The sequence below is a fragment of the Streptomyces violens genome (assembly GCF_000717745.1).
Taxonomy (GTDB): Bacteria; Actinomycetota; Actinomycetes; order Streptomycetales; family Streptomycetaceae; genus Streptomyces; species Streptomyces violens.
Genome location: NZ_JOBH01000004.1, coordinates 187,281 through 205,048, shown reverse-complemented (window position 1 = coordinate 205,048; position 17,768 = coordinate 187,281). Strand labels below are relative to the sequence as shown.

At 71.3% G+C, this 17,768-nt stretch carries 14 protein-coding genes and 1 pseudogene; 6 read left to right on the top strand and 9 right to left on the bottom strand.

From position 1 onward, the window contains the following. Positions 1 to 93: 93 nt before the first annotated feature. From IF04_RS0109620 to IF04_RS0109600, 5 genes are all read right to left on the bottom strand, one after another. A complete protein-coding gene (locus tag IF04_RS0109620) occupies positions 94 to 834 on the bottom strand; it encodes a hypothetical protein (RefSeq protein WP_157847631.1) in 741 nt (246 codons plus the stop codon). A gap of 61 nt (positions 835 to 895) precedes the next feature. Further along, positions 896 to 1,162 carry a hypothetical protein gene (locus IF04_RS0109615; RefSeq protein ID WP_030253514.1) on the bottom strand — a complete coding sequence of 89 codons (267 nt, stop codon included), beginning with the start codon at positions 1,160 to 1,162 and terminating at the stop codon, positions 896 to 898. Next, entirely contained in the window at positions 1,159 to 1,368 is a 210-nt protein-coding gene (locus IF04_RS0109610) for a hypothetical protein (protein ID WP_157847630.1), read from the bottom strand. The genes IF04_RS0109615 and IF04_RS0109610 overlap by 4 nt, the downstream gene beginning before the upstream one ends. A 5-nt stretch (positions 1,369 to 1,373) precedes the next feature. After that, the gene (locus IF04_RS0109605; protein WP_030253510.1) at positions 1,374 to 1,952 is read right to left on the bottom strand and encodes a DUF5994 family protein; all 579 of its coding nucleotides are present in this window, start codon (positions 1,950 to 1,952) and stop codon (positions 1,374 to 1,376) included. 248 nt (positions 1,953 to 2,200) lie between these two features. Continuing rightward, positions 2,201 to 3,727, bottom strand: coding sequence for a DHA2 family efflux MFS transporter permease subunit (locus tag IF04_RS0109600; RefSeq protein ID WP_051830969.1), 1,527 nt, complete (start codon positions 3,725 to 3,727; stop codon positions 2,201 to 2,203). Between the two features lie 354 nt (positions 3,728 to 4,081). Here IF04_RS0109600 and IF04_RS0109595 point away from each other — a divergent pair, with 354 nt between their 5' ends. Continuing rightward, positions 4,082 to 4,993: a sugar phosphate isomerase/epimerase family protein gene (locus IF04_RS0109595; RefSeq protein WP_030253506.1), complete on the top strand. Its 912-nt coding sequence runs from the start codon at positions 4,082 to 4,084 to the stop codon at positions 4,991 to 4,993. Between the two features lie 45 nt (positions 4,994 to 5,038). Here IF04_RS0109595 and IF04_RS0109590 read toward each other — a convergent pair whose 3' ends face one another. Together IF04_RS0109590 and IF04_RS0109585 are read right to left on the bottom strand one after the other, a co-directional pair. Continuing rightward, positions 5,039 to 5,833: an SDR family NAD(P)-dependent oxidoreductase gene (locus IF04_RS0109590; protein ID WP_030253504.1), complete on the bottom strand. Its 795-nt coding sequence runs from the start codon at positions 5,831 to 5,833 to the stop codon at positions 5,039 to 5,041. Between the two features lie 41 nt (positions 5,834 to 5,874). Then, the gene (locus tag IF04_RS0109585; protein ID WP_051830967.1) at positions 5,875 to 7,317 is read right to left on the bottom strand and encodes an MFS transporter; all 1,443 of its coding nucleotides are present in this window, start codon (positions 7,315 to 7,317) and stop codon (positions 5,875 to 5,877) included. A 263-nt stretch (positions 7,318 to 7,580) separates the two neighbouring features. Here IF04_RS0109585 and IF04_RS0109580 point away from each other — a divergent pair, with 263 nt between their 5' ends. Beyond that, positions 7,581 to 8,432 carry a helix-turn-helix transcriptional regulator gene (locus tag IF04_RS0109580; RefSeq protein ID WP_030253500.1) on the top strand — a complete coding sequence of 284 codons (852 nt, stop codon included), beginning with the start codon at positions 7,581 to 7,583 and terminating at the stop codon, positions 8,430 to 8,432. Positions 8,433 to 8,454: 22 nt separating this feature from the next. Then, positions 8,455 to 8,553 (top strand): annotated as a pseudogene (locus IF04_RS37245) (IS5/IS1182 family transposase); the annotation flags it as partial. 61 nt (positions 8,554 to 8,614) lie between these two features. Here the strand turns inward: IF04_RS37245 and IF04_RS0109575 are convergent. Next, positions 8,615 to 10,708, bottom strand: coding sequence for an ATP-binding protein (locus IF04_RS0109575; RefSeq protein ID WP_157847629.1), 2,094 nt, complete (start codon positions 10,706 to 10,708; stop codon positions 8,615 to 8,617). Positions 10,709 to 11,003: 295 nt separating this feature from the next. Here IF04_RS0109575 and IF04_RS0109570 point away from each other — a divergent pair, with 295 nt between their 5' ends. From IF04_RS0109570 to IF04_RS0109560, 3 genes are all read left to right on the top strand, one after another. Continuing rightward, the gene (locus IF04_RS0109570) at positions 11,004 to 11,492 is read left to right on the top strand and encodes a low molecular weight protein-tyrosine-phosphatase (RefSeq protein ID WP_030253496.1); all 489 of its coding nucleotides are present in this window, start codon (positions 11,004 to 11,006) and stop codon (positions 11,490 to 11,492) included. Continuing rightward, the gene (locus IF04_RS0109565) at positions 11,489 to 12,376 is read left to right on the top strand and encodes a fructosamine kinase family protein (RefSeq protein WP_037958869.1); all 888 of its coding nucleotides are present in this window, start codon (positions 11,489 to 11,491) and stop codon (positions 12,374 to 12,376) included. Before IF04_RS0109570 ends, IF04_RS0109565 begins: the two co-directional genes overlap by 4 nt. A 358-nt stretch (positions 12,377 to 12,734) precedes the next feature. Continuing rightward, the gene (locus IF04_RS0109560) at positions 12,735 to 15,416 is read left to right on the top strand and encodes a glycoside hydrolase family 3 protein (protein WP_051830965.1); all 2,682 of its coding nucleotides are present in this window, start codon (positions 12,735 to 12,737) and stop codon (positions 15,414 to 15,416) included. Between the two features lie 18 nt (positions 15,417 to 15,434). Here the strand turns inward: IF04_RS0109560 and IF04_RS0109555 are convergent, their stop codons facing one another. After that, the gene (locus IF04_RS0109555) at positions 15,435 to 17,735 is read right to left on the bottom strand and encodes an ATP-binding protein (RefSeq protein ID WP_030253489.1); all 2,301 of its coding nucleotides are present in this window, start codon (positions 17,733 to 17,735) and stop codon (positions 15,435 to 15,437) included. Positions 17,736 to 17,768: the final 33 nt, after the last annotated feature.

Below are 17,768 nucleotides of genomic sequence, written 5' to 3'. Positions count from 1 at the left end.
TTGGAGATGTACGGGGCGTCCCCTAGGGGGCGGACCTGCCGACCTGCCCCCTACAACGCCTTCACCGTCACCGGCCGACCGCCGGCGCCCGGGTCATTGAAGGTCGCTGCTCCGTGCTTGGGCCACCTGGTGGGCGGCTCGCAGCAGGTCCTGGTGTGCGTCGTCCAGACTGCCGGGGCCGGGCTGGTCGGGGTGGACGCCGAAGAACGAGATCGGTCCGAAGAACGGTCCTGCGCAGCTGCCGAGCAGGCTGAGCATCTCGTTCGCTACCGGGTTGGCGAGCTCTGCCGTGGCCGGCGGCAACTCGGCGACATAGGCGTGCACCGTGGGCGGATCCGGCAGCCCGACCCGGTCGACCGTGCCACTGCCCGCCGAGCCGACCTTGTCGCGCATCGCCCGGGCGGTCTCGGTGCGAAACTCCAGGGAACCGTCCGGATTCACCAGCGCGTAGGTGATCGGCGTTCCGCGGTCCTGGGGAGAAGCACCGTCGCGGAGAGCTTCGAGGTACTTCTCGTAACCCTCATTCGGCATTGCCGCCCCGCCGGCAGTGGTGCCCGGGGAATCGGCGGGGTCACCGTCGAGTTCGAGGGCCTCCAGACCGACGGAAGCGATGCGTTGCTGCAAGAACCGGAACGTGTCCAGCGCCTGACCGTCCTCGTCCTCTGCCAGCATGCGGCGGGCATCCTCGCGCATCCGCCGAGCCGCCTCGCGCTGCAGGAAAGTACGCTCCATCAGCTCGCGGATGCGCTCGCGCACCTCTTGCGACGAAGCGCTGAACTCAGCTTGCGACGAAGCACTGAACTCAGCGCGCTCATCCGCGCCGGATGATGCCATCGTGCCCCTTCCGGGGGCGAGGTGCCGGGCCCGGGCTGCGACCGGGTTCAGACAGGGGCTCTCAGATCTCATCGGAGTGGGCGCCGAGGCCGGTGGGGGTTCTGCCGGCGTCCAGCCAAGACCGGGCGGGGCGGGCGGGGGTCGCCGTGTCCACGGTGAGGTGGAGCCGGGTGTCGCCGTCGAGGCCGGGATAGCTGCGCTGTTCCGCTGCGTCGAAGCGGCAGCGGAGCGCCTGCGCGACCGCGCGGGCGGCTTCGGGTGTGTGCGCGACGATCCGGACCTCGGCATGTCCGAGCGACGGCATCGGCTGGGTCTCGATGTACTTCATGCGGGGGTGTTCCCTTCGGAGTGGACGAGAAGCCGGCGCGGGGGCTGCGGCGCCTCGCCCGCTGTCTGGCCGGGGGGCCTGGGCAGGGGGTCACTGAAGCGGTAGGACGCGATCCGTGCGTCGTGCTGCGCGTTGAGCAGGTGGATCACGCGCATTCCGATGCCGGTCGCAAGGATGATCGCCGCGATGAGGACGAGGATCTCCATGCCGCTCACCTCCCGGTGCTTCCGGGCAGCGGGCGGGCGCGTTCGGCCATCGGGAACCCGGCGGGGGACATACAGGCCCCGCCCTCGGTTTCCCAGGTGGCTTCCTGGCGTCGGGCGTCCCGGATGCCTTGCCCGATGACGGCTTCGTCCGCCATCAGCACGCCTGCGGTCAGGACGCTGCCCGGGATCGCGGCGGCGGCCATCAGCCGGGCCGCGGCCGAGGGCTCGGTCTCGGGCGGGATCACCAGCAGGTCCCAGCGGCCGATGGTGTAGGAGAGCAGGATCAGCTTGTCGGGGTGCTGTTCGGTGAACCAGCCCACGTGCAGCGTGTGCCCGGCCACGGGAACCGTGCGCGGGACGACGGGCCAACGGGTGGGGTTCACGGTGACGCGTGTGATGCGGCCGCCCCAGGCTTCGTCGAGCGCGACCGCGAGCGGCGGAAGCTCGGCTTCGAGGTCGCGTGAGTAGGGCCACCAAGCTCCGTCGAGCTGGCCTGCGAGAGTGGTCGCCGGAGTGAGCGCCAGGCGCGCCGGGAGCTCTGCGGCGACGTCGCGGGGCGTGGTCCGGTCGAGGGTGGTGGTCATGGTTGCCGACCTGCCCCCGGGCTGCTCGTCGGCAGCCCGGTTTTCGTGGTCGCCGGAAATGACACCCGCATGGAAGCTGGTGTGCGAAATACTCCCGGTACTTTTTATAGTACGCCTGTTCGGCGGCTTATGACCGATGTGACCAGGTATTTTCTTGTTGGGGCAGGACGGGTTCGCTGTGGACTGCCCCCGCTCGCCGTCGTCCCGGCAGAGCAGGGGCCATGCCCCGTCAGCCCGGCGGCGTACTACTAGGGCGTGCGGCCGACGACGTCGGCTTCCGCTTTCGCTTCCGTACCGGTTTCGCTGTCGGCGGCCGGGGTGGAGTGCACCAGGGCGGGACGTGTCGTGCGGCTGATGAACAGCGACACGAGGAACGCGAGCGCACCGATGACTCCGGCGACCATGAACGCCGTGCGCAGGCCGCCGGCGTCCGGTGCGCCCGACGGGTCGGAGGTGCTCAGGGAGGCGACGGTGACGAAGACGGCCGTGCCGAACGCGCCCGCGACCTGCTGAAGCGTGGCGAGGATCGCGCTGCCGTGGGAGTGAAGGTGGTCGTCCAGGGCGCTCAGGGACTCGGTCATCAGCGGCGTCATCATCAGCCCGAGCCCGGCCATCAGCAGGATGTGGATGGCGATGACCGCGGCCAGCGGAGAGCCGGCGCCGAGGAAGGTGAAGAGCCACATCGATACGGCGAGGGCCAGCGCGCCCGGTATCACCAGCGGGCGGGCGCCGAAGCGGTCGAACAGCCGCCCCACCGGGCGGCCCAGGAGGCCGAGCAGGAGCCCGCCGGGGAGGACCGCCAGACCGCTGACGAACGTACTGGTGTGCAGCACGGTCTGGAGGTACAGCGGCAGCATGATCGACCCGACGCCCAGCAGGCACATGAACAGCAGCGCCGACAGGACCAGCGCGACAGTGAACGAACGGGTCTTGAACGGGCGCAGGTCGAGCAGGGCGCGGTCCGCACGCTGCAGGCTGAGCTGGCGTACGACGAACACGCCCAGCGACGCCAGGCCGACCACGATCGGGATCCACGGCGACAGCGCGTGCTCCCCGCCGCCGGACTCTCCGACGGTCGCCAGGCCGTAGAGGACGCCGCCGAAGCCGACGGCGGACAGCAGTACCGAAAGCAGGTCCAGCGGCACCTTGCGCGTCTCGCTGTCCAGGCGCATCAGGACCGCCCCGAGGGCCAGCGCGGCCACGGCGAGCGGCAGCACGATCCAGAACATCCAGCGCCAGCCCAGCGAGGCGAGCACCGCACCGCCCACCGTCGGCCCCACGGCGGGGGCGACCGCGATGACGATGCTGATCGTGCCCATCGTCGCGCCGCGCTTCTCGGACGGTACGAGGCGCATCACCGAGGTCATCAGCAGCGGCAGCATGACGGCGGTGCCGCACGCCTGCACCACGCGCCCGGCCATCAGCACCCCGAACCCGGGCGCGAGGCCGCTGACGAGCGTGCCCACGCTGAACAGTGTCAGCGAGGCCAGGAAGACCTGGCGCGCGGTGAAGCGCTCCAGCAGGAAGCCGGTGATGGGGATGATCACGGCCATGGTCAGCAGGAAGCCGCTGGTCAGCCACTGCACCGTCGTGGTGGAGATGCCCAGGTCGACGGTGAGGTCGCGCAGGGCGACGCTCAGGATCGTCTCATTGAGGATCATCACGAAGGCCGAGACGACCAGCACGGCTATGAGTACGGAAGCGCGCACGGGAGCGCGCGCGGGGGAACTGCCGGGCGGAGAGTCCACGCCCCCGGCGTTCGTGGGTTCGATCATGGTCGGGCACACCTCACTGGAATTCGTAGCTCAGTCATCGGGGACGGGCGCCGGGGTCGGCGTTCAGCACAACCTCCGTCGCGACGGGACGCTTCCGCTCACTGCGGTGGGTCCGAAATTACGCGATGGCTGTCGCCGCCCCTTGCTTGCGGTCCCCCCTGAGCGTCACCTGCACGGTGTCCACAGCCCCTGCCCCCGTTTTCGTCATCGCTCCGCCAGTCTATTGAAGTTCTGCGTCGGGTCGGCGCCGGTTTTTCGTGCCCTCGGGCGGAACGGTGGTCACGGCACGGGTCTTGTGCCGCTGTACGCGCCCTCAATAGCATCCGGTCAACTTTCGCTGTGAGGGGGACAAAGATGTACTCAGCTCATGGAAAGTCTGCCGGTCGCCGTCGTTTTCTCCGGGGCGCGGTCGCGTCCGCCGCCGCTCTGACCGTCGGTTCGTACGCCTCGCCGGCCTTCGGCGCACCGTCCGCCGGAGCCGCGGGCCGGCGCATCCCGACGGAGCGCATCGGCTTCCAGCTCTACACGGTGCGCGACATGCTCGCCGCCGACCCCGAAGGCACCCTCGCCATGGTCGCCGAGGCCGGATATGCGGAGATCGAGCCCGCGTACACCTACGGCGGGCGCACCGCCGCGCAGTTCCACCGGATCGCCGAGGCGAACGGGCTGCGGGTCATCGGCAGCCATCACGCGCCGGACGACTTCCGGGGCGCCCGGGCCCAGCAGACGTTCGACAACGCGCTTGCCCTCGGGCAGCAGTACGTCGGCGTGTCGTACATGGACGGCCCCCAGACGGCCGAGGGTTACCGCGCCATGGCCCGCGAGATGAACCGGTGGGGCGAGGCCGCCAGATCCCACGGGCTGCGTTGGTACGCGCATCTCCACGACAACGAGTTCCACACCGACCCGCAAAGCGGTCGGCCGCTGTTCGATGTGTGGCTGGCGGAGACCGATCCCGACCTGGTCTGGTTCGAGATGGACCTGTACTGGATCCTCCGGGCGGGCGTCGACCCCGCGCCGTATCTGCGGTCGTACGAGAAGCGCTTCCCGATGCTGCACATCAAGGACGGTGTGCCGCGGGAGGGCGTCGAGACCGACCTGGGCGAGGGGACGGTCGACTTCCCCGGCATCCTGGCGCACCTGCGCAGCCTGCCCCACCACCACTACGTCATCGAGCGCGACGAGCAGCCCGACCCGGTCCGCACGGCACACGTCTCGTACGACTACTTCCGCGCCCTGCGCGTACCGCCTCCGGGCCGGGCATGAAGCGGCCGGGAGGGGCAAAGCCCTTTGTGATCTCCCTCATACCGCCTAGACCGCGGTGAAGCCGCCGTCCGCGGCGAGCACGGCTCCTGTGATGAAGGCGGCGCGTGGGGAGGCGAGGAAGCACAGGACCTCGGCGATCTCTTCGGGCTGTGCCACCCGGCCCAGAGGTTGCGCGTCGGCGAAGGACGCCAGGTACGCACGGCTGTCGGTGCGGAAGGTGTCGAGGAAATCGGTCTCGATGACACCTGCGGCAACGATGTTGGCGCGGATGCCCAGCGGGCCGCCCTCGACGGCGAGCACCTTGGTCAGCTGGGCCAGAGCACCCTTCGACGCGCTGTAGGCGGCGCCTTCGGGCAGGGCGACGGTACAGGTGTAGGAGCCGGTGCTGACGATGGCTCCGCCGCCTCGGGCATTCATGGCCCGGAAGGCTTCACGGGCGAAGAAGAAGGAGCCGCGGGCGTTGACCGCCATCACGGCGTCCCAGTCCTCGGCGGTGGTTTCGGTGACGGGCTTGTTCAGGGTGCGTCCGGCGTTGTTCACCAGGACGTCCAGTCCGCCGAAGGTGTCGACGGCCGACTGCACCGCTCGGGCGGCGGTCTCTTCCTGTGTGATGTCGCCGGTCATCGGCAGGACGCCGGGGAACTCGTCCGGCAGGGTCCGGACGTCGGGGCGCAGGTCGACGGCGACAACGCGGGCGCCGCGGGCATGGAGGAGCGCCACGGTCTCCTTGCCCACGCCACGCGCGGCCCCGGTGACGAGGGCCACCTTTCCGGCGAACTCGGAGGCGTCGGCGGCCTCGGTGGTCCCGGCGGTCCCGGCGGTCCCGGCGGTCCCGGTGATCCCGGCGATCCCGGCGATCCCGGCCGGCGGAGTTATGGGGGTCACGTTGCGTTCCTTTCGTAGGGGCGGCGGTGCCGGATGAGGAGCGTGGCGCTCAGGCCGGCGAGTACGGCGGCGACGATGACGCCGGTACCGGGGGCGTAGCCGGCGAGAGGGTCACCGCCGCCGTTCGCCTGCTGCCCGGCCTCGACCACCGCGGTGACGACCGCGAGGACCACAGCGCCGCCGATCTGCATGGAGGTGTTGAGCAGCGCGCCGGCCAGACCCTGGTCCCGATCGGGCACACCGGCCACCGCGCTCATGTTCAGGGCGGGGAAGGTCGCCGCGGTGCCGAGCCCGTTGAGGACCATGACGGGCAGGACCACGGAGAGGAAGGAGGCGTCGGGTCCGATGCGGAAGAACAGCGCGTAGGACAGCGCCAGCAGCAGCATGCCGGCCGCGATCATCCGGTGGGCGCCGAACCGCGCCGCGAGCCGTCCCGCGAAAGGCGCCAGCGCGCCGTTGACGAGGCCGAGGGGGACGAAGGCGCCGGCGGTCTGCAGCGGCGTCCAGTGCAGCACGTTCTGGAGGTACAGCGTGGCGAGGAACGCGAAGGAGGTGTAGGCGCCCCACATCGCGAAGATGGTCAGATTCGTTCCCGCGGTCCTGCGCCGGGTCAGGAACGACAGTGGTACCAGAGGGCGTTCGGCCCTCGCCTCGATGCCGAGGAACAGGGCGAGGAGCAGAGCTGCCGCGGCGAACAGGATGACGGTACGGACGGATCCCCAGCCGTGTTCCGGCGCCTGCGCGATGGCGTAAACCAAGGCCACGAGGCCACCGGTCGCGGTGAGGGCGCCCGGTACATCGGTCTTGTCCCGCATGGGCGAAGGAGGATCCGCTGGAAGGAGACGGCGTCCGGCGATGAGCGCCGCCATGGCGATGGGCACCGGCAGCACGAAGACCAGCCGCCAGGACATCTCGGTGAGCACACCGCCGAGGACGAGGCCGCTGACGAAGCCACTGGCACCGGCGGTGGCGTACCAGCCCAGGGCGCGGCCACGCTGCGGGCCTTCCGGCCAGCCGGTGGTGATGAGGGAGAGCGCCGCCGGGGCGAGAAAGCCCGCGGCAACACCCTTGACCAGGCGGGCCGCGATCAGCAGGCCGCCGTTCGGGGCGATGGCGCCCAGCACGCTCACCACGGCGAACACGGCGACGGCGGCCAGGAAGGTGCGCCGTCGGCCGAGCAGATCGGCTGCCCTGCCGCCCAGCAGCAGGAACCCGCCGTAGCCGAGCGCATAGGCGGAGACGATCCACTGCAGGGAGGCCGACGTCATGCCCAGGTCGTGCTGGATGGCGGGCAGGGCCACGCCCACGTCGGACAGATCGATGGCGTCCATGAAGTGGGCGGCGCACAGGACCAGTAGTGCCAGGGGGCCGGGTGCGGTCGGCGCCTTCGGCACCGCGCCGTCGGCGGCGGAGGGGGAAGTGGAGGTGGAGGTAGCCATAGAGGTCGAGGTGCCATGCGGTGGATCGGATGCATCGGTTCGCGGCGGCGTCGTCGTCATCGGGTTGCTCTCTGCTCGTGCGTGTTCCGGCGGTACGTGTCGGGGCGGAGCTTCACCTTCGGGAACCTTCGGGAACCTTCGGGAACCTTCGGGATGCTCCGCTCGACCGAGTCTGCGCAGGTCAGCGGCCGTCAACCAGGACCCGTCCTGCCTGGGTGCAGCACACCCGGGCAACGCACCGAGCCACCGCCTAGCCTGGCCGCATGGACGACAACCACCTCGGAGACTTCCTGCGCGCACGCCGCGCCGGCCTGCAGCCGGAGGACGTCGGCATGGCGAGTTACGGGACCCGCAGAGTCGCCGGACTGCGCCGTGAAGAGGTCGCCGTCCTGGCCGGGGTGAACGCCGACTACTACACCCGCCTGGAACAGGGGCGCGAGCGCAACCCCTCATCCCAGGTACTCGACGCACTGAGCCGCGCGCTGCGCCTCGACGCGGATGCCCGGGCACACCTGTACCGGCTGGCAGGGGTCGCACCGGACGACCGGACCTCGGTACACGCCGTCGAGCAGGTCAGCCCCGCGCTGCGCCAGTTGATGGACGGCTACCCGAACACCCCGGCATTCGTCATGAACCGGACCCTGGACCTCCTCGCCGCCAACGCTCTGGCCGATGCCCTCTACGCCCCGTTCGGCCCGGCGGACAACCTGGCCCGTATGACCTTCCTCGATCCCGCGGGCCGGCACTTCTACGCGGACTGGGACCGGGCGGCCCAGGCCACCGTCGCCAACCTGCGTGCGGCAGCCGGGTTCGCGCCGGACAACCCACGGCTGCGCGAACTCGTCCGCACACTCACCGAGCACAGCGCGGACTTCACCCGCCTCTGGAACGCCCACACCGTGCGCGGCAAGAGCCAGGACGCCAAGCACCTCCACCATCCGGACGTCGGCCCGCTGACCCTCACCTACCAGGCTTTCGACGTACGCGACGCTCCCGGCCAGCAGCTCGTCATCTACCACGCCGAGCCAGGAACCCCCAGCGCCCAGTCCCTCCATCTGCTCGGCTCCCTCCACGCCACCCAGCGCCGGCACGAAGCCCGTCCCTACACGCCCTAGGGCGTGTCTGGCGAGTCGGTGGGCCCTTCAGGCTGTCGCGGACGCCGAGGGAGGGATCGACTGGTCCATGGTCGGCGTGGACTCGACTGTCTGCCGGGCTCACCAGCATGCCGCCGGCGCGTCGAGCATCGCGATCGGAAGGATGGGCCCCGCCCGGCCCGGGCGGGCGTTCGGCTGCGCGATCAGGTCTGGTGCAGGGCGTAGGCGAGGCCGTCGTCGATGCTGTCCTCCACGCCCTTGCGGAAGGCCGCCTCGTACCCGGAGTCCCCGGCGGTCTTGCGTGCCTGGCGTTCGCAGGCTTCGCGGGCGGCGAGGCGGTCGGGAAGGCCGGCCTGCGACCGGCCGATGGTGTCCCAGATCCGCTGGCCGATGCCCAGGAGGCGGGCCGCCCGCTCGCCTTGTCCGGTGGCGGCGGCCACCGAAGCCAGCAGGTCGAGGGCCATGGCGATGCCGATGCTGTCGTGGAGCACGGCCTTGCCCTTCAGGGCGGTTCGGGTGTGCGTGGCGGCCTCGTCCAGTCGGCCCAGACCCAACTCCGCCAGCCCCTGTACATAGTCGGCGAAGGCCCGGATCCACCGCTCGCCGCGTTTGACGCACTCCGCGCGCAGAGCGGCGGCTGCCGCGGCGGCCTCCGTGAACTCCCCCAAGCTGGTGTGGACGTACGTGCGCACCATCCATGCCAGGAAGCGCGCCCCGGTGTACGCACCGCCGTGCTCCTGGGTGTACGGCACCGCATCGAAGACCGTGGCGACCTGCGCGGGTTCCCCACACAGCAGCAGGTGCGTGCCTTCGAGGTGGGCGACGGCGATCAGCGAGGCCGGGTCGGCTGCCGCCTCGGCGCCGGCCCGGAACTCCTGTGCCATCCGCGCGACGGCGTCGGAGTCGCCCTGCCCCATGGCGATCACGCCGCCGGTCCACACCCCTTTGCTGCGGACCGGACCCGATGCCGGGCACCGCTGCAGGGCTCGGTCGAGGTAGTGGCGGCCTTCCCCCAAGTAACCGCAGGCGAGCCAGAAGAACCACAGCGCGCCGCCCATATCCAGCGCGGAGTGTCCGTCCTCTTCGGCGAGGCAGAAGTCCAGAGCGGTGCGGAGGTTGGCGTGCTCGGCGACCGTCCGGTCGTACCAGGCGATCTGGTCCGGACCCATCCAGCCGGCATCCGCCCGGTGGGCCAGCGCCCGGTAGTGGTCCCGGTGACGGCGGCGGAGCTCATCCTCCTCGCCCAGGCGGCGCAGCCAGTCGGCGCCGTATTCGCGCAAAGTGTCCAGCATCCGGTACCGCTCGCCGCCGCCGGTGGGCTGCCAGGTCAGGATCGACTTGTCGACCAGCGCGGCCAGCAGGTCGGTGATGCGCTCGGCGGCCAGATGCGCGTCCGCGCACATCTGCCGGGCCGCCTCGGCGTCGAAGGTACCGGCGAATACCGAAAGGCGTGCCCACAGCAGTCGTTCGGCGGGGCTGCACAGCTGGTGGCTCCAGCCGATCGCGGTCCGCAGGGCCTGGTGCCAGGGAGGATCGGCCCCACAGACCAGTTCGTCGGTCTCGCCCAGGACGGCGAATCGGTCGTCCAGCCGCTCGGTCAACTCCTTTGCGGGCAGCTCGCCCAGGCGTGCCGCGGCCAGTTCGATGGCGAGCGGAAGACCCTCCAGGCGCCGGCCCAGGGCGATCAGCTCTGCCCGGCCGGCGTCGGTGGCCTTGAAGCCGGGGACGTGCTCGGCGGCGCGCTCGCCCAGCAGCACCACCGCGTCCGCCTGCGCCGCCGCGGGGTCGTCAGTCTCTGGGATCGGCAGCGGCTCGACCGTGAGCACCTCCTCGCCGGGGACGTTCAGGGTGCGGCGGCTGGTGGCCAGGATGCGCAGGCCCGGCGCGGCCCGCGCCAGCGCCTGTACGGTCAGCGCGCAGGCGTCGGTCAGATGCTCGCAGGTGTCCAGGACCAGCAGCAGTTCCCGGTCCGCCAGATAGTCGGCCAGGACATCGATCACCGGACGGGCAGTCTGGTCGGCCAGCGGCAACGCCTCGGCGATGAGGTGCGGCAGCAGCCCACCCCGGCGCAGCGGCGACAGTTCCACCAGCCACGCCCCGTCCCGGAAGCGGGATTGCAGCCCGGCTGCGGCCTCCAGCGCGAGCCGGGTCTTACCCACCCCGCCGACCCCCGTGAGCGTCACCAACCGCGCCGCCCCCGCGAACAGCAGCCCGATCTCCGCCAGCTCGGTACGGCGGCCCACCATCCTCGTCTTCCCCGCCGGCAGATTGCCCACCTGCCGCTCGCCCACGGCCACGCTCGCCCTTCTCCCATCTGCACTCGCCCGCGCAGGGCTGGGCACACAGTCTGCCGCCCTCAGCCATGCCACGTGCAGTTGGAGAGAGAGTGCTCTACAACGCCGGAAGCGGACTGTGGCAGTACAGGGAATGACAAGATCTGTGCCTGCCATGCAAAACGGCGGACCGGCGGCGCAAGCACTATCGGTTCGGCACCGGATCCGGTCCAGGGTGATCGACCCGATTCGCGACCGTCCATGATTCGCCGGACACGCCCTAAGGCGGTACCGGGAACAGCGGCCGTACCCTGGAGCCGTGCACATCTGTTTCATCTGCAGCGGGAACATCTGCCGGTCCCCCTCGGCCGCGCTGGTCTTCAACGAGCAGCTGCGCCGGGCGGGGCTGGACGACGCGGTACGAGTCACCAGCGCCGGCATCGGCCCCTGGCACGTCGGTGAACCGATCGACGAGCGGGCGGGCGACGTGCTGGCCCGGCACGGCTATCCGACCCAGCACATCGCGGCTCAGACCGGCGCCGAGCATCTGGACGCCGATCTGTTCGTGGCGATGGACCGCAGCCATGAAAAGGCGTTGCGCCGGATGGTGACGGAGCCGTCCCGTATCCGGCTGCTGCGGTCCTTCGACCCGCAGGCCGCGGGCGATCGGGAGGTACCCGACCCGTACTACGGCGGCCCCGAGGGCTTCGACGAGATGCTGGCCATGATCGAAGCCGCGACGCCCGGCCTGCTCGCCTGGGTGCGCGAGCGCCTGGACTCGGAGCGCGAGCGCCTGGACGACGCATGACCATGACCGGGGGTCCGACGGCCGCGGGTGACGAGGGCCCGGGGGCCGTGGCGGCCCGGCTCACCGGGCAGTCGGTGGCCGGTGAACGGCGGCTGTCCTCCGCGCTCGCCGAGGTCGCGCTCGACGGCGGGCGGACGGTGATGGTCAAGCGCGGCGACGACCCCGGCGCGGCACAGGCCGAGGCGGCCGGGCTGCGCTGGCTGGCCGAGGCCGGTACGGTCCGGCTCCCTGCGGTGCACGGGCAGGACGGGCGCTGGCTGGTGATGGACCGCGTGGCGGCCGGCCGGCCGAGCGCGGCGGCCGCGGACCGCTTCGGCCGCGACCTGGCCGCCCTGCACGCCGCCGGCGCACCCGCGTTCGGCGCGCCGCCGCCCGGCGGGCCCGAGGAGGCCACCATCGGACTGGCCCCGATGCGCAACGTCCCCGGCACCGACTGGCCGCGCTGGTACGGCGAGTACCGGGTGCTGCCCTACCTGCGCCGCGCGGTCGACGACGGCACGGTACGCCCCACCGAGGCAGCCGTGATCGAGTGCGTGGTGGAGCGGCTGCCCGACCTCGCGGGCCCGGCCGAGCCGCCCGCCCGGCTGCACGGCGACCTGTGGAACGGCAACGTGCTGTGGGGCGCCGACGGCCACGCCTGGCTGATCGACCCGGCCGCCCACGGCGGACACCGCGAGACCGACCTGGCCATGCTCCACCTGTTCGGCTGCCCGCACCTGGACCGGGTACTGGACGGCTACCAGGACGCGGCACCCCTCGCCGACGGCTGGACGGACCGCATCGGCCTGCATCAGCTCTTCCCCCTGCTGGTGCACACGGCGCTCTTCGGCCGCGGCTACGCCGAACAGGCACTCGCGGTATCCCGGGCGGCCTTGCAAGCCTGAATTGACGGTGCATCAGCTTGACGGTGCGCCAGCTTCCCGGCGGGTGGCCTGCGGGCCGAGGTGTTCAAGTAGTGAACCTCCACCGGGCCGATCAGCCCGATTCTGCGCAAGGTATTGACTGCTTTCGTCAAAGCCTCAACAATCACCGCTAATCAAGCCCTGCTGCGGCACTCGGATGCTTCAAGTTCTGAAGAAGTTCTGAAGCAACAGAAGCATCTGAAGCAACAGCAGGGGCCAATACCCCTGTCCGGGATCGCGGGAGCCCGGATTCATCGCCACGCGGGCAACGACGCCCGCAGCGAGGCACGCGTGGCGCGAAGCCGTACTCAACGAGCCGCGTTGTGAAGGAGACCTCCCCGTGCCTGCCCCCTCGGACCACACCCCGTCACCGGCCACGCCTGCCGGTTCCGGGCACAGCCGCCGCGATCTCCTCAAGCAGTTCGGCGGCACCGCGGCCGCCGTCGCCCTGCTCGCCGCCATGGGGCCACTCGGCGCGGCCGCGCCGGCTGCCGCGGCGACCGCCGCCGACCGCAAGATCAAGAAGCTGCTCGGCAGACTCACCCTCGACGAGAAGATCTCCCTCGTCCACGGAGCGACCGACCCCGAACGGCTCGGCCAGGCCGGGTACCTCCCCGGCGTGCCGCGCCTCGGCATACCCGAGCTCCGGCTGACCGACGGACCGGCCGGCGTCAATGTCGTCGCCTCCGCCACCGGCCTGCCTCCGGTGGCCACCCTGACCGCCTCCTTCAGTCGCGAACTGGCCCGCGAATACGGCGAGTTGCTCGGCCGTGAGGGCCGCACCCTGGGCTTGGACCTCCAGCTCGCCCCGCAGATGGAGCTGTCCCGCGCGCCGTACTTCAGCCGCAACAAGGACCAGACGGGCGAGGACCCGTACCTCAACGGACAGCTCGCCGCTGCGCAGGTCCAGGGGATCCAGGCCCAGGACATGCTCGCCCAGGCCAAGCACTACCTGGCCAACAACCAGCGCTACGGCGAGTTCGACCGGACCCGGCCCGACGACCCGGCGGTCAACTTCGACTTCCGGGTCGACGACCGCACCCTGCACGAGATCTATCTGCCCGCCTGGGAAGCCGTGGTGCAAGCCGGTGTCGCTTCCATCATGGCGGCCTACAACCACCTCAACGGCGAGTGGAACGCCGAGAACAGGACGACCCTCACCGGCATCCTCCGCGGCGAGCTGGGCTTCGACGGCTTCGTCACCTCCGACTGGGGCGCCACGCACAGCATCTCGATCGAGGACGGCCTCGACATGCAGATGCCGAACGGCTCCTTCTTCGGCGCCCCGCTGAAGAAGGCGATCCAGGACGGCACCATCCCCGAGTCGGCTCTCGACACCGCCGTCGGCCGCATCCTCGGTCAGTACGACCGCTTCGGCATGCTGGACGGCACCCGCAAGCCGGCCCCGCCGGCCATCGACGTCGAGGCCGGCGCCCGCACCGCACGCAAGGTCGCGGCCCAGGGCGCCGTACTGCTGGCGAACGACGGCGGTCTGCCACTGAGCCGGTCCGCGCTCGCCTCGCTCGCGCTGATCGGCCCGACGGCCGCCCAGGTAGCGGTCTCCGTGGCCGGCGAGCGGGCCTATGGCTTCGAGGACCGTATGGTCAGCCCGCTCGACGCGCTGAAGAAGACGCTCGGCGACGGCCACGGCGGCCATGACATCCAGTACTCGGTCGGTGTGGATCTCACCGGCACCGCCGTACCGGCCTCGGTCCTCACCCCGGCCGGTGGCGAGGGACACGGCCTGACCCGCAAGCCGGCGGACGGCGGCGAGGGCGAGGCCGTCGTGGACCGGACCGTGGACCCGGCCGTCGACTTCACCGGCGACGCGGCGCTCCCGGCAGGCTCCGCGTACTCCTGGACCGGCACGCTGACGCCGCCGAGCAGTGGCGAGTACGCGCTGCGGATCCAGGCGTGGGGCGCGGCGGCGAAACTCACCCTGGACGGCCGCGAGATCACCGCGGCGGGCACCGCGCGCGACGGTTTCGCCCGCAAGTGGTCGAGCATCGTGCCGACCGCGGACGGCCTCGACAACGGCGAAGGCACGGCGCGGCTGGAGGCCGGCAAGGAGTACAGGGTCGAGATCACCGCCACGGGCTGGGCGAAGGACGTCCACGGCCGGGGCCCGGTGCAGGTGCGGTTCGCGTGGGTCACGCCCGAGCAGCGCGCCGCCGACATCAAGGCCGCGGCGCGGCTCGCCAAGAAGGTGCACACTCCGGTGGTCTTCGCCTTCAACGGCTCCGGCGGCACCACCGGCGGCTCGGGCGACCGCACCACCCTCACCCTGCCCGCGCACCAGGACGAGCTGATCGAGGCGGTCGCCGCGGCGAACCGCAACGTCATCGTCGTCCTCAACGTCGGCGACCCGGTCACCATGCCGTGGCGGGACAAGGTCGGCACGATCCTGCTGGCGGGTTACGTCGGCCAGGAAGGCGGCTGGTCCACGGCCGACCTGCTGCTCGGCAAGGCGGTACCCGGCGGAAAGCTCACCGTCACCTATCCGCGGCGGGAAGCGGACCATCCCGTACTCGACCCCGCTCACCCCGAGCGTTACTACGGTGTCGACAACACCGTCACGTACAGCGAGGGCATCTTCGTCGGCTACCGGCACTTCGACCGGGACGGCATCGAACCGCTCTTCCCGTTCGGCCACGGCCTGTCCTACACGAAGTTCGGCTACGACCGTCTGTCGGTGCGCGGCGCGGGCGACGGCCTGGAGGTCGCCTTCACCGTGACCAACCGCGGCCGGCGCAGGGGCGCCGAGGTGCCCCAGGTCTACGTCGGCCCCGCAGACGGCGCGCCCGTCGAGATGGCACCGAGGTCCCTGGTCGGCTTCGACCGCCTCGACCTGGCCCCCGGCGAGTCGCGCCGCGTCACCCTGCGCGTCTCCGCCCGCCAACTCTCGTACTGGGACACCGGCAAGCAACGCTGGATACTCCCCACCGCCCACCGCTCGGTATACGTCGGCTCCTCCTCCCGCGACATCCGCCTCACCGGGACGGGGACACCCGGCAATCACTGACCCGGGACCGGGCTGTCGCTAGAGGCCCAGCTCCGTGAGGGCGGGGGCGATCTCCGTGCGGGAGGAGCAGCCGAGTTTGCCGAGGATGTGCTCGACGTGGGCATCCGCGGTGCGCTTGGAGATCACCAGGCGCTCGGCGATCTCGCGGTTGGACAGGCCCTGGCCGACCAGTTCGGCGACCTCGCGCTCGCGGCGGGTCAGCACGTCGCCGGCGCGCCCCGCGTCGGCGGCGGGCGGCACTGTACCGGGGGTGTCCGCGTCCGCCTCGGCCAGGTCGACCGCCTCCTGGACGGGCAGCTCGGCGCCGTGCCGGCGCAGCCGGTCGAAGCGCGTTTCGCCCAGCGCCTTGCCGGCCTCGGCCCGAGCGCGGGCGTAGGCGTCGGCCAAGCTCTCGATCCCGAGCAAGCGGGCCGACACGTCCTCCGCCAGCTTCTCGGCCACCCCCACCAGCCAGGCAGCACGGCCGTACCGCCCCTGGCCGGCGGCGAGCCAGACCAGGCCGGCCAGGCAGACGACGACGCCGTCCTTGTCGGCCATCCGGTACTTCTGCCGGGCCGCCGCCCGCATGACACCGGAGGCCGCCGCGATATCTCCGCGACGCCAGTGCGCAAGGCCCTGAGCGACGAACACATAGCCGCGAACCCAGCACTCTCCCGGATGCTCGGCCAAGAGGTCCAAGGCCTGATCGGCGAAGACCAGCGCCTTGTCAGGGTCCCCGGCCATGCCGTGCACAATGCCCGAATCCATCAAGGCCAGCGTCAGCCCGGGGCGGTCGCCCAGGTGCTGAAACCGCTCGCAGGCCTTCTCATAGGAAGCGATGGCGGTGGCCACTTCCCCACAGATGAGGCATTGGCTTCCCGTGTACTGGGCGGCGAAGGCCAGCAGGCGCTCATCGCCCAGCAGCTCGGCGATGGCGCGTGACTCCTGTGCCGCAGCCCGTGCCTGTTCCCGGTCCGCCTGCCGGATGGCGTACCAGCACAGCAGCCGCAGCCCGTCCGCCCGCTCCGGCACCGGCTCGGGCACCTGCTCCAGACAGCGCGACAGCCAGCGCCGCCCTTCCCGGAAATACGAGCCGAAGCCCCAGTAGTGTCCGAGCGCGACCGCAAAGGACAGTGCCTCGCGTGCCTGGCCCGTCCGGCGGCAGGCGTATTCGAGTGCGGCCCGTACGTTGGCGCGCTCGCGGTCCACCGTCCAGAACAGCTCGACCTGTTCGCTGGTGCACCAGCGGTCCTCGAAGCGGCGCGCCAGCGCCCAGTAGTGCGCCAAGTGCCGCTCCCGGCAGGCGGTTTCCTCGTCCGCGCCGAGCCCGGCGAGCCAGTCGGCGCCGTACTCACGGATCGTGTCGAGGAGCCGGTAGCGGACGTCTTCCCCCTCGGGGCCGTCCAGGCGGACGACGACGGACTTGTCGACGAGCCCGATGAGCGTCTCGATCACCGTATGGCCGGGCAGCGCACCGCCCGCGCACACCTGCCGTACGGCCTCCAGGTCGAAGGAGCCCGCGAAGACCGACAGCCGCGCCCACAGCAGCCGTTCGGCGTCCGTGCACAGCTCATGGCTCCAGCCGATGGCCGTCCGCAGCGTCTGATGGCGCGCCGGCGCGGTGCGGCGGCCGCCGGTCAGCACCCGGAAGCGCTCCTCCAGCAGGGCCACCAGATGCTTGAGTCCCACGGCCCGCAGCCGCACGGTCGCCAGCTCGATCGCCAGCGGAATGCCGTCCAGCCGGCGGCACAGGGCCGCGACGTCCGGGCGGTTCCCGTCCGTGACGGTGAAACCGGGGACGACGGCCGCGGCACGCTGCGCGAACAGCTCGACGGCCGTATCGAGGGGCAGCGGCGGTACGGGAAGGACGTGCTCGCCGGGTACGTCCAGCGGCTGACGGCTCGTGGCGAGCACGGTCACCCCGGGCGCCTCGCCGAGCACGATGTCCGCGAGCATCGCGCAGGCGTCGACCAGGTGCTCGCAGGTGTCCAGGATCAGCAGCAGCCGCCGCTCCTGCAGATGCTCGACGAGGGCGTCCAGGGGCTCGGCGGCGGACAGCGGCGGGACGCCGAGCAGCGTGCACAGAGCGCCGGGCAGCAGCTCGGGGTCGCGCAGGGCGGTCAGCTCGGCCACGCAGAGCCCGTCGGCGAAGTCCGCCCTGACGGCGGCGGCCGTGCGCAGCGCGATCCGCGTCTTGCCGACGCCGCCGGGCCCCATGAGCGTCACCAGCCGCGACTCGGCCAGCATCCCGCGCACCTGGGCGAGTTCCTCCCTGCGGCCCACAAAACCGGTCAGCTCGGCAGGAAGACCGCCACAGCGCCGGCTGAATTCGACTGCCATCGCACCCGTCCCACGGCCGCCTGTCGGGGCACA

Bases quoted from the DNA above. Each gene is read 5' to 3' on its own strand.
- IF04_RS0109620 (WP_157847631.1), bottom strand. From the start codon at position 834: ATGGCATCATCCGGCGCGGATGAGCGCGCTGAGTTCAGTGCTTCGTCG.
- IF04_RS0109615 (WP_030253514.1), bottom strand. From the start codon at position 1,162: ATGAAGTACATCGAGACCCAGCCGATGCCGTCGCTCGGACATGCCGAG.
- IF04_RS0109610 (WP_157847630.1), bottom strand. From the start codon at position 1,368: ATGGAGATCCTCGTCCTCATCGCGGCGATCATCCTTGCGACCGGCATC.
- IF04_RS0109605 (WP_030253510.1), bottom strand. From the start codon at position 1,952: ATGACCACCACCCTCGACCGGACCACGCCCCGCGACGTCGCCGCAGAG.
- IF04_RS0109600 (WP_051830969.1), bottom strand. From the start codon at position 3,727: ATGATCGAACCCACGAACGCCGGGGGCGTGGACTCTCCGCCCGGCAGT.
- IF04_RS0109595 (WP_030253506.1), top strand. From the start codon at position 4,082: ATGTACTCAGCTCATGGAAAGTCTGCCGGTCGCCGTCGTTTTCTCCGG.
- IF04_RS0109585 (WP_051830967.1), bottom strand. From the start codon at position 7,317: ATGGCTACCTCCACCTCCACTTCCCCCTCCGCCGCCGACGGCGCGGTG.
- IF04_RS0109580 (WP_030253500.1), top strand. From the start codon at position 7,581: ATGGACGACAACCACCTCGGAGACTTCCTGCGCGCACGCCGCGCCGGC.
- IF04_RS0109565 (WP_037958869.1), top strand. From the start codon at position 11,489: ATGACCATGACCGGGGGTCCGACGGCCGCGGGTGACGAGGGCCCGGGG.
- IF04_RS0109555 (WP_030253489.1), bottom strand. From the start codon at position 17,735: ATGGCAGTCGAATTCAGCCGGCGCTGTGGCGGTCTTCCTGCCGAGCTG.